Consider the following 15,645-nt stretch of genomic DNA (forward strand, 5'->3'; position numbering starts at 1 on the left):
GGCAGACAGAACTCCGACACATCCCTTTCATCTTGCCAGATAAACTTCGGGGGGGCAGGGGGGCTGGCCCCCCTTTCAACATCTCAAACCCGTTGCGCAATTCGGTCTTTCTGCGCCCGCGCCCGGTGTACAGGGGGTGCACGGGGGGTGTACCCATGGTGACACCCTGTTTTGCGTGACCTCACGCTGCGACGCGTCACCCTCTTGTCACACCATGCTTAGCGTCTATGGTGCCCGACGAAAGGAACGCCGCAGTGCAGAATAATCCAAAAACCACGCTGGTGACGCCCACCGCCCCCATCACCACCGAAACCCATGGTGGGCGGGCGAAATGCCTGCAGCGACTGGCCCGTCTGGAGCTGCCTGTGCCGCCGACGGTGGCGCTGTCCTTTGACGCAGTGCACGACATCGCCAAGGGCCATCTCCCTGATATTCCAGCGATTCTCGACCAGTTTCCAAAGGAAGTGCTTCTGTGCGTGCGTCCCTCATCCGAGGATCCGGATTGGGGTGGCCCGTCCGCCATCCTCAACATCGGTATGAACGACACACGGTACGAGGCGCTTTGCGCCACGCTCGGGACAGATGCCGCCGCGGCCCTGTATACCCGGTTCGTCCAAAGCTACGCCATCCATGTCGACCGGCTGGATCCTGACATGTTCGACGATGTCACTGGCGAAGGCCCGGAAGGGTTGCAGGAAACCCTTGAAGCCTATGAAACCGAAACAGAATTTCCCTTCCCGGCCACGCGCGGCGAACAGCTTGCTGGGGTTCTGAAATCCATGGCCCGCGCATGGGAAGGCACATCCGCCCGCCTGCTGCGACAGGCCAAGGGCGCGCCTTTGGACGCAGGTCTTGGGCTCATTGTGCAGCAAATGGCCTTTGGCGTGGGCCAAGGCGAAAGCGGGTCGGGCGTCCTGCAACTGGTATCGTCCAAAACCGGCATGCCACAAATCACAGGCCGCTACTTGCGCCAAAGCCAAGGCCGCGATGCCCTGCGCAGTGATGCCAAAAGCCTCTATATCACCCGCGATCCGCGCGGCCCGTCGCTGGAAGAACTGGTGCCGGATGCCTTCGCCCAACTGGTGGATCACGCTCACCTCATGCGCGCCAAGCTGCGCGAAGAGATGCAGGTCGAATTCACCATTGAAAACGGGCACTTGCACATCCTTGATGGCGTCCGCGTTGCACGCTCGTCTCGCGCAACTGTGCGGATTGCCGTGCAATTGGCCCGCGACGGGATCATCCCGCGGCAAGAGGCACTGATGCGGGTCGAACCGCGCACCCTCAATGAATTGCTGCACCGACAGGTGGACCGGCACGCCAAGCGGGACATCCTCGGCACAGGCATCGCCGCCAGTCCAGGTGCCGCCACCGGACGGCTCGTGTTCTCCGCCAACGAAGCGCAGGCAAGTGCGGCACGGCACGAGGACTGCATCCTCGTGCGCCGTGAAACCTCGCCCGAGGACATCCGCGGTATGCATGCGGCCAAGGCCGTCATCACGGAGCGGGGTGGCATCACCAGCCACGCCGCGGTGATTGGGCGCGGCATTGGCCTGCCGTGCGTGGTGGGTGTCAGCGACCTGCGCTTCCAGACGCGGAAAGGACAACTCGCCACTCAAGATGGCCGTGTCGTCACCGCTGGCGAGGTGGTCACGGTCGATGGCACCAACGGCACCATCCTTCTGGGAGCACCTGCGATGCAGGAAGCAGCCCTTGATGACGCCTTCACTGACCTTATGGAATGGGCCGACGGCGAACGCGACATCGACATCCGCGCCAACGCAGACACGCCGGCAGACGCGCAAACCGCCCGCAACTTCAACGCCCAGGGCATCGGCCTGTGCCGTACCGAGCACATGTTCTTCGAACCCGGCCGCCTCACGGTGATGCGCGAGATGATCTTTGCGGCCACCAGTGACGACCGCCGCGCCGTGCTTGAACGGTTGTTGCCCATGCAGCGCGCCGATTTCATGCAGCTCTTCAGTATCATGCAGGGCAAGCCGGTCTGCATCCGCCTGTTTGATCCGCCCTTGCACGAATTCCTGCCCACCGACCGCAACGGCCAACGCGAATTGGCCGACGCGCTCGATCTGCCTTTGTCCGACGTGACCCGGCGGATCGAGGCGATGGTGGAATACAACCCCATGCTGGGCCTGCGCGGTGTGCGTCTGGGTGTGACCATGCCCGAGATCTACGAAATGCAGGCCCGTGCGATTTTCGAAGCCACGGTCCAGGCAAGCCGGGACGGCGATCCAGTTGTGCCCGAGATCATGATCCCGCTCGTCAGCGCCAAGCGTGAAGTAGAGTTGGTGCGCAGCCGCGTGGATGCGGTGGCCGCAGCCGTCACGTCGGAAACAGCGGCGGACTTCACCTACCGCCTAGGCGTTATGGTCGAGACACCGCGCGCCGCGTTGCGGGCAGGGGACATCGCGCAGCATTGCAGCTTTCTGTCCTTCGGGACCAATGACCTGACTCAGATGACCTATGGGCTGTCGCGCGACGATGCGGGCCGGTTCATGTCGGATTATGTCCGGCAAGAAGTGTTCGTCGAAGACCCGTTCCACTCGCTCGATATCGACGGTGTGGGCGAATTGCTGCAGCTGGGGTCGGAACGCGGACGGGCCACGCAACCCGACGTGGTCTTGTCTTTGTGTGGCGAACACGGGGGCAACCCCGAATCAATTGCGTTCTGTCGCAACGCCGGTTTTGACTACGTTTCGTGCTCTCCGTTCCGGGTTCCGGTGGCTCGGCTGGCTTCCGCTCAACTGGCTATCGGCCACAAGATCGAGTAGTTTTGTGGTCCGGACGCCACCGTATCTAAGGGGTCTGCACAAGCCGTATCTCGCCTGTGCATAGCGGCCATGTGCGACCAAATCGCCCAAAAACTGGACGAAGTGACTAATTTTCCCTAAATGCCGCTGATCGGAAACGATACTGGGGTGATCTATGCGACATTTGGTAAAAGCGCTGTTGGCGTTCTGCATGCTGACGGGGGCACAAAGTGTAGCCGCCGATCCGGGCGATCAGGCGGTCACGGGTGATGCGTTGCGCAAGGCCGAAACGCGCGGTCTGCGTGGGGTCTCTCAGGCTCGACTGGACTCGCTGCTGTCCGAACCCAGTGCCAAGACCAATGTCTCTTTCTCGCGCAGTTGGCTCGACTCGCAACCCAAGGCCAAGGGGGGCGCCCATTGGAAGTGCCTGAGCGAAGCGCTGTATTTCGAGGCGCGTGGCGAGACCGTAAAAGGTCAGTTCGCCGTGGCTGAGGTCATCATGAACCGGGTGCGCAGTGCGCGTTTTCCCGACAACGTGTGTGGCGTTATCAATCAGGGCACAGGCCGGAAGTACCAGTGTCAATTCACCTATACTTGCGACGGCAATCCGGAAACGATCCACGAACCTCGCGCATTTGATCGGGTGAGCAAAGTGGCCCGTACGGTGCTGGACGGGCGCGCGCCCGATCTGACCAAGGGGGCGACGCACTATCACACCACCGCCGTGCGCCCACGCTGGAGCCGCGTGTACACAAAGACTGCCGCCATCGGCGTGCACGTCTTTTATCGGCATACCTTCCGCACCGCGTCGAACTGACGTTTTCAGACACAGGGGCGGCGTCTTTGCCCCTGTCCCCGCGGGGACAGCTTGGGTAGAAGGGCGCGAGTTCTTCTGCAAAGGCCAAAGTCCCATGGCGTCTGAAATCCGTCTTGCGTTTTCCCACCCGTCCGAACGGTCCGAAGCGACAGCAACCTCCGCTCCGCTCGACCGCATCTCGGTCCGCGACCATATCGTCGAGGTCGAGATCGGCGCCTTTCAGGCGGAACGCGGTGTCACCCAACGCATCTGCTTTAACATCGTGGTCGAGGTGCGCCCGCTGACCGGGCCCATCGACGATGACGTGGACCGCATCCTGTCGTATGACAAAGTGACGGAAGCCATCACCTACGAATTGGCCGCCGAACGTCTGAACCTTCTGGAAACGCTGTCCGAGCGCGTTGCCGACCGTATCCTGATTGAACCGCAGGCCATGCGCGTCTTTGTCCGCATCGAAAAGCTGGACCGCGGCCCCGGCGCGCTTGGCGTCGAGATCGTGCGCAGCCGTGGCACGACCCGGCCCGTTGCCGCAGAGGACATGGAAGAGGACGTGATGCATCCCGAGCTGGTGTATCTGTCCAATGATGCCATCGCGTCGGACAACCTGAGCGGTTGGATTGATCAGCTTGAGGCGATGGGTCGCCCGCTGATCTTTTGCGTGGGGCCTGCGAACATCGATGCCCCCGAGGCCAGTCACCCGTTGGCGCAACGCCGCATCGACTTGTTGGCCATCGAACAAAACGCATGGGTGCTGGCTGCCCGTGATGCGCGCTGCAAGGTGGTGGACACGCGGACCGAGCTTGATTGGGCAATGCGTAATGGTCAGGCCTGTGTCTGGGCTCCGTCCAAGATCGTGTTGGATGCCGTCGACGGTCCGTCAGCCAAGGGGGCAGATGCGGTGGCACTTGCCTCGTGGTTCGCGGCAACTTTCGAGGTGCGCGAAATGCTGGTCATTGGGGATGACGGCCCCACCGACGCGCCGGTTGCCCTGCGCGCGATCCCCGTGGATCAGGCCAAGCTCTGATGCGCTACATCCGGCCCCTGATGCAGGTTGGACCGGCACGCCCTGCGGATGCCATCATTTGTGGCGGTTGTTGGTTCACGCATGCCGAGGAGCTGTCACGGACCGATACGCCGCACTTCATTGCCGCCGCCGACCTCACGCATGAGGAACGCGCGCCGTTTGCGCGAGCTTGGCCTGCGCCACAGATCATGGGTATTCTGAACACAACGCCTGACAGTTTTTCAGACGGCGGCCAGCACAACGCCCAAAATGACGCGGTGGCACATGGACAGGCGTTGATCGAACAGGGCGCGGACATCCTCGACATCGGCGGCGAAAGCACGCGCCCCGGTGCGCATGTGGTTCCTGTGGAGGAGGAAATCGCGCGCACGGCCCCTGTGATCCAAGCGTTGCGCGCAGCAGGTGTGACAACGCCAATCTCCATCGATACACGCAAAGCTGCGGTTGCTGAGGCGGCGCTGGATGCTGGTGCCAGCATCGTCAATGATGTCTCCGGGTTCACCTATGATCCTGATCTCGCCCGCTTATGTGCGGATCGAGGCGTGCCGGTGTGTGTCATGCATGCGCAAGGTGATCCGCAAACCATGCAGAACAACCCGACCTATGACGATGTACTTCTTGATGTGTATGACTTCTTGGCAAAGCGGATCCAGACGTTGCAGGCCCTTGGCTTTGAAAAGCATAACATCATTGCCGACCCCGGAATCGGCTTTGGCAAGACGCGAGCGCACAACCTTTCCCTTCTGAACCGTATCAGCCTGTTTCACAGCCTTGGTGTGTCCATCTTGCTGGGCGCGTCGCGCAAGCGTTTCATTGGTACTCTTGGCAATGCGCCTGAGGCGTCAGCGCGCGCGCCCGGATCGGTTGCAGTTGCCCTTGCCGCCATTGCCCAAGGTGTTCAGATCGTCCGTGCGCATGACGTTGCCGATCATGCGCAGGCCATTGCGCTGTGGCGGGCCTCTGTGGCACATCGCTGACATGACAAAACTCTTTGGGACGGACGGCGTCCGGGGCACTGCAAACCTCGCCCCCATGACAGCCGAGATGGCGCTGCGCATCGGCGCAGCAGTGGGGCGGTACTTTCGCAGGGACGGTGACAGCGTGCACCGCGTCGTCATCGGCAAGGACACGCGTCTGTCGGGCTACATGTTCGAAAATGCGCTGACGGCAGGGCTCACCAGCACGGGCATGAACGTGCTGTTGCTGGGCCCGGTGCCGACACCTGCGGTGGGTCTGCTCACGCGGTCCATGCGTGCGGACCTTGGGGTGATGATTTCCGCCAGTCACAATCCGGCGCATGACAACGGCATCAAGTTCTTTGGCCCTGATGGGTTCAAGCTGAGCGATGCGGCGGAAGCGGAAATAGAAAACCTTGTGTCTCAGGGGGTTGACCCTGTCCCCGCGGGGACAATCGGGCGCGCCAAGCACGTCTATGACGGCAGGTACCGCTATGTCGAGCGCGTGAAATCGTCGTTTCCGCGTGCCATGCGCCTCGATGGTCTGAAGGTAGTGATTGATTGCGCGAATGGCGCGTCCTACCGCGTGGCGCCTGAAGCGCTGTGGGAACTGGGCGCAACCGTGATCCCCGTGGGCGTGTCGCCGAACGGACACAACATCAACGAGGGCTGTGGGTCGACCTATCCGCAAACCGCTGCTGAGGCGGTTGTGGCCCACGGTGCTGATGTGGGCATCTGTCTGGATGGCGATGCGGACCGCGTGATCCTGCTGGACGAAGAAGGCCGCGTCGGCAACGGGGACCAATTTATGGGCCTTATGGCCGCCCGCTGGGCGTCTGAGGGACGGTTGAAGAACAACGCCTTGGTGGCGACAGTCATGTCGAACCTTGGGCTTGAGCGGTTCCTGCAAGGGCATGGCGTGACGCTGGAACGGACGGCCGTGGGCGACCGATATGTCGTTGAACGGATGCGGCAGGGCGACTTCAACCTTGGTGGGGAGCAGTCGGGCCACATCGTGATGACCGACTATGCCACGACAGGCGATGGATTGATGGCCGGTTTGCAGTTTTTGGCCGAGTTGGTGCAGTCGGGCAAGCGGGCGAGCGAAGTCCTGCACGTCTTTGATCCGGTGCCGCAATTGCTGAAGAATGTTCGTTTTGCCGCCGGACAGACTCCGTTGGAAATGGCGTCAGTGCAGACCGCGATTTCAGAGGCTGAGGGGCAGCTGAATGGCAATGGCCGTTTGTTGATCCGCAAGTCGGGCACCGAACCTTTGATCCGGGTTATGGCGGAAAGCGAGGACGAAGCGGTTTTGAACGCCAGCGTCGAACATGTTGTGCAGGCGGTTGAGGCAGCCGTCGCGCATTGAGGCGGACCGACCCTCCGGGGGGAGTTTTCTGGCAAGATGAAATCTTGGATCAGCGCGCGAACAACCTGCGCAGCGCGCCGTATTGGCTGAGGCCGACACCCGTCAGGATCAGTGCCATGGCCAGAAGCAGACTGGAGGGGAGCGGCTCGTTCAGCAGTACCGCCCCCATGAGAACGGACCAGACAGGCACCTGATAATTGGTGATCGACATGAAAACGGGGCCGGCACTGCGGATGACCAGCACACGCAACATGTTGGCGGCGGCTGTGGGGATGAGGCCGAGAAATCCAATGACCACAAGAGTTTGCGTGTCGGGAAGCGGTGGTGGTCCTTCGACGATCCATGCGGCAGGCAGTACGATGCAGGCTGCGATCAGCAGCAGAACGGTGGACAGTCCGATAGGGTCCACGGGCGGCAGGCGGCGCATCAAGACGGATGAGATGCCATAACAGCTTGCCGCGCAGATGCAGGCGATGCGCCCGGCGGTTTCCAATTGCGCTCCGCTGGCCTCAAACGCCTGACCGCCGATCAGGATACAGACGCCGACAAAGCCGATGATGAAGCCGAGAGTGCGTCGCCATGTCATCCGCTCCCCCGGTACGAAGAAATGCGCCAGTGGCAGGACGATCAGCGCAACGGAGGCCATGGACACACCGGCAAAACCGGACGTGACGTATTGCTGGCCCCAGGCAAGCAGCATGAACGGAATGGCCGAACTGAATGCGCCGATTGCCGCGAGTGACGTCCAGGTGCCAGAGCTTGCCTTGCCGTCGAAAAGCCGTGCACCCAACGTACCCCAGATCGCCACCATCAGGATGGCGGCAAAGCAGATGCGCCCGGCGGCCAGCCAGAAGGGCGTGATGCCGGTCAGTGCAACCTCTGTCACAAGGAACGTGCCGCCCCATGTAAACCCAAGTATGGCAACCATCAGCCAGCTTTTGGCTGTGATCCGGGGGCTATCGGTCATGCAGGGCCTTGCTGTCGGCGGGGGCCTGATCACGGACCGTCATGCCGTAGTCGCGGATCACGCCCGCCACACGCAGGCGGTAGTTGTCGAAGTGGATGTCACGGCCCGAGGATTGCGCATCGCGGTGCTCGGGCAGTTTGCGCCAATGCTCCAAGGCTGCCTCGTCCTCCCAAAAGGACAGGGACAGGAGTTTGCCGGGCTCCATCAGGCTCTCGTAGCGTTCGACCGAGATGAAGCCGGGGATGTCGCTGAGGTGTTCCTTGAGCGTCGCGGCCCGGTTGAGATAGGGCGTGCGGTGCCCGTCCTTGGGCCAAACCTCGAAGATAACAGCGATCATGTGGCGCCTCCATTTGGTGCGGATACATTGGTGAGCCATGTCCTGTCTTCCTTGAGAATGAATTTCTCGGATTGTGCAAACAGGTAATTCTCACGTCCCAGTGGGTCAGCCGTGAGGCGGGCGCGGTACGCTTCATAAGCGGCAAGGTTTTCAATGTGATAGATGCCGTAGGCGAGCGAGGCAGACCCCTCGTGAGGTGCAAAATATCCCACGAGATCGGCACCGCAGCGGGGGATGCACTGGCCCCAACGTTGCCCATATTCTGCAAAGGCTGCGCGTTTCGTTGGGTCGATTTGATATTGCATGATGCAGGTCAGCATGTCGGGTCCTTTCGTTGACGGGCCGTGGGTAGCATTTTGACTTGCGGTAATGCTTCGGCTACGGTCGAACTATGAAGGAAGGTCCGGATATCTCGCAGATTGCGGCGCTGATCGGTGATCCGGCGCGGTCGAACATCCTGACGGCGCTGATGGATGGGCGCGCGTTGACGGCGTCGGAACTGGCGGAGGAGGCGGGCGTGGGCCTGTCCACGGCCAGCGGGCATTTGTCGAAATTGACGGAGGCGGATTTGATCACGCCGCGCAAGTCCGGGCGGCACAAGTATTTCCATTTGGCAGATGCCGAGGTGGCGGGTGTGCTGGAGGCCCTGATGGGGTTGGCCGCACGCCGGGGTGCCACACGGGTGCGCACGGGGCCGCGCGATGCGCAGATGCAGGTGGCGCGGGTTTGCTATAATCATTTGGCCGGGCGCATGGGCGTGCAGATGTATCGCAGCCTGATCGGGCGCGACCTTCTGGCCGAGTTCGGCGAGGATGTCACGCTGACATCGGCGGGGCGTGACTTTGCGTCAGGCTTTGGGATTGACCTGGAGGGACTGGAAAAGGGGCGGACGCTCATGTGCCGGACCTGTCTGGACTGGTCGGAGCGGCGCAATCATCTGGCGGGGGCATTGGGGCGCGCCATGCTGACCCGGATGGAGGATCAGGGCTGGATGCACCGGGATGCGGGCAGCCGCGCGATCCTATTGTCTGAAAAAGGAAAGGTCGCCTTTGCAGCGGCCTTTCCCGAAACATGAAGAACCGAATTTAGTTCTTTGATTTATCGACCATTTTGCCAGCCGAAATCCATGGCATCATGCCGCGCAGGGTCTCGCCTGTGGCTTCGATCTGGTGTTCGTCGTTGATGCGACGTGTGCCTTTGAAGAAGGGCTGGCCGACGGCGTTTTCGGTCATGAAGTCGCGCACGAACTTACCGGTTTGGATGTCCGTCAGGATCGCTTTCATCCGAGCCTTCGTCTCGTCATAGGGCAGCACGCGCGGTCCGGAGACGTATTCGCCATACTCAGCCGTGTTCGAGATCGAGTAGTTCATATTGGCAATGCCGCCTTCGTAGATCAGGTCCACGATCAGCTTCACTTCGTGCAAGCACTCGAAATAGGCCATCTCGGGGGCGTAGCCCGCCTCGACCAGTGTCTCAAACCCCATGCGGATCAGTTCGACAAGGCCACCACAGAGCACGGCCTGTTCACCGAAGAGGTCAGTTTCGCATTCTTCGCGGAAGTTGGTCTCGATGATGCCCGAGCGACCACCGCCTATGGCGGAGCAGTAGGACAGGCCGATTTCCAGCGCCTTGCCGGATGCGTCATTGTCGACGGCCACAAGGCAGGGCACGCCGCCGCCTTTGACATATTCACCGCGCACGGTGTGGCCGGGGCCTTTGGGCGCCATCATCACGACGTCGATGCCGGGCTTGGGTTCGATCAGGCCGAAGTGGACGTTCAGGCCGTGGGCGAACGCGATGGCGGCACCTTCGCGGATGTTGTCGTGCACGTATTTCTTGTAGGTTTCGGCCTGCAGTTCATCGGGCATGGTGAACATGATCAGGTCGGCCCATGCGGCCGCTTCGGCGATACCCATGGTTTTCAGGCCTTCGCCTTCGGCTTTGGCGATGGAGGCAGAGCCTTCGCGCAGGGCGACAACGACGTTCTTGGCACCGCTGTCGCGCAGGTTCAGCGCGTGGGCGTGGCCTTGGGAGCCGTAGCCAAGGATGGCCACGTTCATGTCCTTGATCAGGTTAATGTCGCAATCGCGGTCGTAGTAAACGCGCATGGTGTTCCCTCCGTTGGAATGTCTGGGCGCGTTATACGGGCGGTATTGCCTCTGGTCAGGGTTGGCTTTTGAGTTTATTTGGCAAGATGAAGAGTGGATCATGCTTGTAATACTAAATTTATGTTGAAATCATGCTCGATGATGTAGATCGGCGCATTCTGCGTCAGTGGCAGGCGGACCCAAGCCTTGCCCCGGCAGAGTTGGCGGAGCGCGCGCGTGTCAGTCCTGGGCAATTGGCGCGGCGGCAGGCCAAATTGCGCGATGCCGGCTTGGTGAAAGGCGTACAGGCTGCCATTGATTGGGCCGCCTTGGGATATGCCGTCGAGGTGTCGTTGCGAGTGACGTTGGACAAAACACAGGGGCGTGCATTTGATGATTTCATCGAAGCGGCGCGTGAGGTGCCTGAGGTGATCGAGATCCAGACCTTTCTGGGTCGCGTTGATGTACGCCTGTCGGTGATTGCCCGGGACATGTCCCATTACCAGCATCTTTACCGCAGCTGTATCCTGACCCTGCCGCATATCGCGGATATCGAGGCGTTGATGCATGTGGCGCGGATCAAAAGTGATGAGGCGCTGCCGCTGTGACCGATCTGGATGACACCGATTTTGCGATCCTGCGGCTGCTGGCACAGGATGCCGGGCAGGGGGCGGGGGCCATTGGCCGGGCCTGTGGATTGTCCCAACCTGCGGCGTGGCGGCGGATCAAGCGATTGCGCGACGCGGGTGTGATCCGGGGACAAAGGCTTGTTCTTGATGCGGAAAAACTGGGATTTGGTGTGACTGTCTTTCTGGGCGTTAAGCTCGCGACGAAGGGGCGGGTGAGCCTTGATGACTTCGAACGGGCCGTGTCCGCGATCCCGGAGGTGCAGACAGTGGAGCATGTGCTGGGCCTCTATGATTATCGCTTGCGCGTGGTGGCCCGTGACTTGCCGGATTTCGAGCGGGTCCTGCGGCGGCGCATCATGACGCTGCCCGGCGCGGGCGAGGTCGAGGCGAACGTCCTGCTCAGCGAAGAGCGCAGGCCCGGCCCGCTGGGGTCAATTTCTGAGCTGCTTGCGGTGCCGCCCCGGTGAGATACCCATGATCTTGGTGTAGCTGGCGTTCATGTGCGGCTGGCTCGAGAAGCCAGCGTCATAGGCTAAATCAACGAGGGGCGTATCGGAATGCTTGAGCTGATCGCGGACATAGGCCACCCGGTTTTGCAGTACGAATTGGTGAAGGCTGATGCCCATCTCGTTCTTGAAGAGCCGCATCAGCCGGAAGGGGCTGACATTAAGGATTTGGCCGATTTCGTTGGCAGTCATGTTTTCTTCAAGCTTGTCCAACACCAGGTCGCGGATTGCTTTGACCAATTCCTTGTCGCGATGTTTGCTTTCGCGTGCCTCGGTTGCGACCACGATGTCGGACATGTTCGAATACGCCCGCAACATGTGGCCGGCGACGACGGAATCGAACCCGTCGAGCATCAGGTGGGTTTGCGGCAGATCGGACTGCAGTTCCTGCAGGACCAGCGGGGCAAGGTGGTGCATGAACTTGTCATTGACACACATGTGGTCGCGCATTTCCAACCGGCCCACATCGAATCCAAATTCGGAGGTCGCGAAGTGTCTAAGATCCTTGTCATCAATGCAAAGATGCAGCACGTCCACATTATCGGGCATGTCCCATCCGTTGTCCTGATAGGCTGGCTGGAGGGACGAGGTGCGCAACTTATCGCTCAGCCCCGTTTGCCGACGCCCCTCGTACCGATGAACGACACCGCCATTGATGTGATACAATAGGGTATGATCGACCATGCCCGGCACATGGATCATTCCATCGGTGTGTTGAATCATTCTGTTGGCCCGTAAACGACGGCCAACAAAGCCGTTGATCTTTTCGCTTCGGACAAGCTGATCGCCCAAAAGGCGATCAAGAGACCGCGTGTGTCGTGGTTCGGTTGGGGGCGGGCCCTGAGAGATGGTTGTGTGTGTCATAATCAATTGGCGATAACGCTGACATAGATGGCGGCACCTGTCTTGCAAGGTGGTGCAGTTTTATGAATTTGTGCACTGACCGGTGCAGTATTTTGATAAAGGTGCCGGTTTGTGCGGCTTTCCGGCCAAGCACGCGTGCGCGGTATACCGAAGTAGGCTTTGCCGAGATCGCCATCGGGCGATATGTACCGGGAACTTATGAAAGGACATGACATGCCCGCATTGCTCGACACCGTTGATCCCCAAGGCCTCGAAGAATTCTCGGTCGTCTTTACAGACCGTTCTCTCAACCATATGAGCGCCGCGTTTCAGGGTGTCATGAACGACATCTCGTCGATGTTGAAAGAGGTTTATTCCGCTGATGCCGTTGTCGTGGTGCCGGGTGGCGGCACCTTCGGGATGGAAGCCGTGGCCCGCCAGTTTGGACGCGGCTCGGATGTGCTGGTCGTCCGCAACGGGTGGTTTTCCTACCGCTGGTCCCAGATCTTCGAAACCGGAGGTCTGACGGCAAACATCACCGTTCTAAAGGCGCGGCAGACCGGCAATGCATCTCCCTCGCCCTTTGCGCCTGCGCCAATTGACGAGGTGGTCGCGACCATTCGGGAACAGAAGCCCGATGTTGTCTTTGCCCCGCATGTGGAGACCAGCGCGGGCGTGATCCTTCCTGATGACTATGTGACGGCGATGACCTCGGCAGCCCATGAGGTTGGCGCACTTATGGTACTCGATTGCATTGCCTCGGGCTGTGCCTGGGTTGATATGCGCGCGCTTGGCGTCGATGTACTGATATCTGCACCCCAGAAAGGGTGGAGCGCGTCACCCTGTGCGGGGTTGGTCATGCTGTCCGAGCGGGCCGTGGCGCGGCTGGAAGAGACGACGTCAGATAGCTTCGCCATCGACCTCAAGAAATGGCACCAGATCATGCAGGCCTATGAAGGCGGAGGTCACGCGTATCATGCGACCATGCCCACGGATGCGCTGCGCGACTTCCGCGATACGATGAAAGAGACGCAAGCGTATGGTTTTGGCAAGTTGAAGGATGCGCAGTGGGCTTTGGGGAATGCAGTGCGCGGGATGCTGGCCAACAAGGGCATTACATCTGTTGCCGCCGAGGGCTTTGGTGCGCCGGGCGTGGTTGTCAGCTACACGGCTGATCCGGAGGTTCAGACCGGCAAACGTTTTGCCGCCGAAGGTATGCAGATTGCCGCCGGTGTCCCGCTGCAATGCAACGAACCTGCGGATTTTCGGACGTTCCGCATTGGGCTCTTTGGCCTCGACAAGCTTTATGATGTGGATGGGACCGTTGCGCGTCTGAAGCGCGTCGTTGATCAGGTGCTGTAGCGCCGAAGTCCTTGCACGCTCAGCCTGCGCGTTTGACGCCCAGGCCCAGCTCCATAAGCGTTTTGCGGACCGGCGTGATCTGATGCAGGGCGTTCAGCCCAAAGGCGCGGGCGTCCCTTGCCAGAGGGGATGTCGCCTGGCTCGCTCGGTTCAGCAGGTCGATACCCGTCACGCGCATCTTGATGTCGTTGAACCGGGCCTTGTGATAGGCCGCCAGCATCGCCGCGTCGCCCAAACCCTCTGGTCGCGCCTCGGCAAGCTCAAGCAGGGTCACCGTGTCAGCCAATGACATGTTCAGTCCTTGCGCGCCGATCGGGGGCACCACATGCGCTGCCTCTGCAATCAGGGCGATGCGCGTGCCTGTCAAACGCTCCGCGACCTGGCTGATGATGGGCCAGATGGTCCGGCGTGACTCAAGCGTGAGGGGGCCGAGCATATGGCAGCTGCGCTCGGACATCTCTGCCTCGAACGCCGGTTCGTCCAATTCCATGCGCGCTGCCGACTTTGGGCCTTCGTCCATCCACACAACGGCAGAGCATGGCATGCCGTCGCGATCCGGCAGTGGCACCAACGTGAAAGGGCCACCGGTGCGATGCACTTCGGTTGACACGTTCTCGTGCGGGATGGGGTGGGTGACGGCAAAGGCCAGCGCCTTTTGCCCGTAGCGCCGTGTGTTGACACCGATCCCCGCAGCCTGACGCATCGGTGAATTACGCCCGTCCGCGGCCACCACCAGTTTGGTTCTGACGGATGTTGCGTCGCTCAGGCCCACGCGGGCTTCAGCGGTGCGGCCCAGAAATCGGGTGGTGCCGGTGCCGGGACGAAAATCAACATTGGGCAAGGCGTCCAGTTGGGCGACCAATTCTCGTCGCAGCCGCCAGTTTGGAAAGTTCCAGCCAAACGGCAGGTCCGATACATCGGACGCTCGGAAGGACTTGATCTCGCGGGCGGCGCCCGTCTCGGTTGCGGCGTCCGCGATACGCATGACCTCCAAGGCGGCACCATACGGGGCCAAAGCGTCCCAGACCCCTGCGCGCTCCAGCAAGTCGCGGGCGGGTTGCAGCATCGCTGTTGTGCGCATGTCCGAGCCTGAGGACGCGCTGTCGGTGACAGGCGGCGCGGGATCGACGCACAGGACGCTGAAGCCTGCGCTGCCAAAGGCCGCCGCAGCAGTCAGTCCAGCAATGCCGCCGCCGGAAATCAGGATGTCACAGGTCTGGGTCATATCACGCCTCCGTCACGTCCAAAGTATGCCGCGCGTACCAGAGGCCAAGGCGGCATCCTGTCCTACCCGGCCAGCTTGGACAGAAAGCCCGTCAGATCATCGGTGTGGTGGTGGATGTGATCGCCGTCACCTCGCGCAGGGGCCACGTGCACGGTCCGCATGCCAAGCGCATGGGGCACGGCCAGATTTCGCGCGTCATCTTCGAACATGGCACCCTCATCAGGGCGCAACCCATCGCGTGCGAACACGCGATCAAAGGCCGCCCGGTCGGGCTTTGGGTGAAAGTCCGCGTGTTCGACGCCATAGACGGCATCAAAAAGCCCCGACAGCCCTCGTGCGGCCACAACCTGTTCGGCATAGGGCGCGCAGCCGTTTGTGTAGACGATCTTGCGTCCCGGCAGCGCGGTGATATGGGCCTTGAGGTCGGGATCAGGGGTCAGCTGATCAAACGAAATGTCATGCACATCTTCGAGAAAGGGCAGGGGATCGACCTGATGTTCCCGCATCAATCCCGCGAGCGTCGTGCCGTGTGTGTGCCAGTAGTGCACCCGCAGGCGGTCGGCTTCGGCCTTGGAGACGCTCAGTGCGTCCATCACGTAGGCAGTTATGCGCACTTCGATCTGGTCGAACAGGCGGACGCTTGGCGGGTAAAGCGTATTGTCCAGGTCAAAGACCCAAGTACGCACATGTGTGAAATCGGCAGCTGGCATGATGCTTGGATAGGGGGGACGGGCAACCGGCGCAAGCACTTG

General features: G+C 61.0%; 16 protein-coding genes. 9 read left to right on the forward strand and 7 right to left on the reverse strand.

The window, feature by feature from the left end; translation table 11 throughout:
* Nucleotides 1–227 precede the first annotated feature (227 nt).
* From Q1A32_RS19135 to glmM, 5 genes are all read left to right on the forward strand, one after another.
* Entirely contained in the window at nucleotides 228–2,792 is a 2,565-nt protein-coding gene (locus tag Q1A32_RS19135) for a putative PEP-binding protein (protein WP_299656842.1), read from the forward strand.
* A gap of 154 nt (nucleotides 2,793–2,946) precedes the next feature.
* On the forward strand, nucleotides 2,947–3,588 hold the full coding sequence (locus Q1A32_RS19140) for a cell wall hydrolase (RefSeq protein ID WP_299656845.1): 642 nt from the start codon (nucleotides 2,947–2,949) through the stop codon (nucleotides 3,586–3,588).
* Between the two features lie 94 nt (nucleotides 3,589–3,682).
* The gene (locus tag Q1A32_RS19145) at nucleotides 3,683–4,612 is read left to right on the forward strand and encodes a dihydroneopterin aldolase (protein WP_299656847.1); all 930 of its coding nucleotides are present in this window, start codon (nucleotides 3,683–3,685) and stop codon (nucleotides 4,610–4,612) included.
* Complete coding sequence (gene folP / locus Q1A32_RS19150) at nucleotides 4,612–5,589, forward strand: dihydropteroate synthase (RefSeq protein ID WP_299656850.1); 978 nt, start codon at nucleotides 4,612–4,614, stop codon at nucleotides 5,587–5,589. Before Q1A32_RS19145 ends, folP begins: the two co-directional genes overlap by 1 nt.
* A 1-nt stretch (nucleotide 5,590) precedes the next feature.
* Nucleotides 5,591–6,937, forward strand: coding sequence for a phosphoglucosamine mutase (glmM, locus tag Q1A32_RS19155; RefSeq protein ID WP_299656853.1), 1,347 nt, complete (start codon nucleotides 5,591–5,593; stop codon nucleotides 6,935–6,937).
* A gap of 49 nt (nucleotides 6,938–6,986) precedes the next feature.
* Here glmM and Q1A32_RS19160 read toward each other — a convergent pair whose 3' ends face one another.
* From Q1A32_RS19160 to Q1A32_RS19170, 3 genes are read right to left on the reverse strand one after another with little or no spacing between them, the layout of a single operon-like run.
* Nucleotides 6,987–7,904, reverse strand: a complete 918-nt coding sequence (locus Q1A32_RS19160) for a DMT family transporter (RefSeq protein ID WP_299656857.1) — start codon at nucleotides 7,902–7,904, stop codon at nucleotides 6,987–6,989.
* On the reverse strand, nucleotides 7,894–8,241 hold the full coding sequence (locus Q1A32_RS19165) for an antibiotic biosynthesis monooxygenase (RefSeq protein ID WP_299656860.1): 348 nt from the start codon (nucleotides 8,239–8,241) through the stop codon (nucleotides 7,894–7,896). The genes Q1A32_RS19160 and Q1A32_RS19165 overlap by 11 nt, the downstream gene beginning before the upstream one ends.
* Nucleotides 8,238–8,561: an NIPSNAP family protein gene (locus Q1A32_RS19170; RefSeq protein WP_299656863.1), complete on the reverse strand. Its 324-nt coding sequence runs from the start codon at nucleotides 8,559–8,561 to the stop codon at nucleotides 8,238–8,240. Before Q1A32_RS19170 ends, Q1A32_RS19165 begins: the two co-directional genes overlap by 4 nt.
* 71 nt (nucleotides 8,562–8,632) lie before the next feature.
* Between Q1A32_RS19170 and Q1A32_RS19175 the strand changes: the two genes are divergently transcribed.
* Nucleotides 8,633–9,316, forward strand: coding sequence for a helix-turn-helix transcriptional regulator (locus Q1A32_RS19175; protein ID WP_299656866.1), 684 nt, complete (start codon nucleotides 8,633–8,635; stop codon nucleotides 9,314–9,316).
* 10 nt (nucleotides 9,317–9,326) lie between these two features.
* Here the strand turns inward: Q1A32_RS19175 and ilvC are convergent, their stop codons facing one another.
* Complete coding sequence (gene ilvC / locus Q1A32_RS19180; protein WP_299613894.1) at nucleotides 9,327–10,349, reverse strand: ketol-acid reductoisomerase; 1,023 nt, start codon at nucleotides 10,347–10,349, stop codon at nucleotides 9,327–9,329.
* Between the two features lie 131 nt (nucleotides 10,350–10,480).
* Between ilvC and Q1A32_RS19185 the strand changes: the two genes are divergently transcribed.
* A complete protein-coding gene (locus tag Q1A32_RS19185; RefSeq protein WP_299656869.1) occupies nucleotides 10,481–10,936 on the forward strand; it encodes an Lrp/AsnC family transcriptional regulator in 456 nt (151 codons plus the stop codon).
* A complete protein-coding gene (locus Q1A32_RS19190; protein ID WP_299656872.1) occupies nucleotides 10,933–11,424 on the forward strand; it encodes an Lrp/AsnC family transcriptional regulator in 492 nt (163 codons plus the stop codon). Before Q1A32_RS19185 ends, Q1A32_RS19190 begins: the two co-directional genes overlap by 4 nt.
* On the opposite strand, the gene Q1A32_RS19195 is transcribed toward Q1A32_RS19190, so the two are convergent.
* Entirely contained in the window at nucleotides 11,389–12,186 is a 798-nt protein-coding gene (locus Q1A32_RS19195) for an AraC family transcriptional regulator (protein ID WP_299656874.1), read from the reverse strand. The genes Q1A32_RS19190 and Q1A32_RS19195 overlap by 36 nt on opposite strands.
* A gap of 354 nt (nucleotides 12,187–12,540) precedes the next feature.
* On the opposite strand from Q1A32_RS19195, the gene Q1A32_RS19200 reads away from it, so the two are divergent.
* A complete protein-coding gene (locus Q1A32_RS19200) occupies nucleotides 12,541–13,668 on the forward strand; it encodes an aminotransferase class V-fold PLP-dependent enzyme (RefSeq protein WP_299656878.1) in 1,128 nt (375 codons plus the stop codon).
* Nucleotides 13,669–13,687: 19 nt separating this feature from the next.
* On the opposite strand, the gene Q1A32_RS19205 is transcribed toward Q1A32_RS19200, so the two are convergent.
* Nucleotides 13,688–14,893: a UbiH/UbiF family hydroxylase gene (locus tag Q1A32_RS19205; protein ID WP_299656881.1), complete on the reverse strand. Its 1,206-nt coding sequence runs from the start codon at nucleotides 14,891–14,893 to the stop codon at nucleotides 13,688–13,690.
* Nucleotides 14,894–14,955: 62 nt separating this feature from the next.
* A complete protein-coding gene (locus Q1A32_RS19210) occupies nucleotides 14,956–15,603 on the reverse strand; it encodes a pyrimidine 5'-nucleotidase (protein WP_299656884.1) in 648 nt (215 codons plus the stop codon).
* Nucleotides 15,604–15,645 lie beyond the last annotated feature (42 nt).

The organism is uncultured Tateyamaria sp. (genome assembly GCF_947503415.1).
GTDB lineage: Bacteria > Pseudomonadota > Alphaproteobacteria > Rhodobacterales > Rhodobacteraceae > Tateyamaria.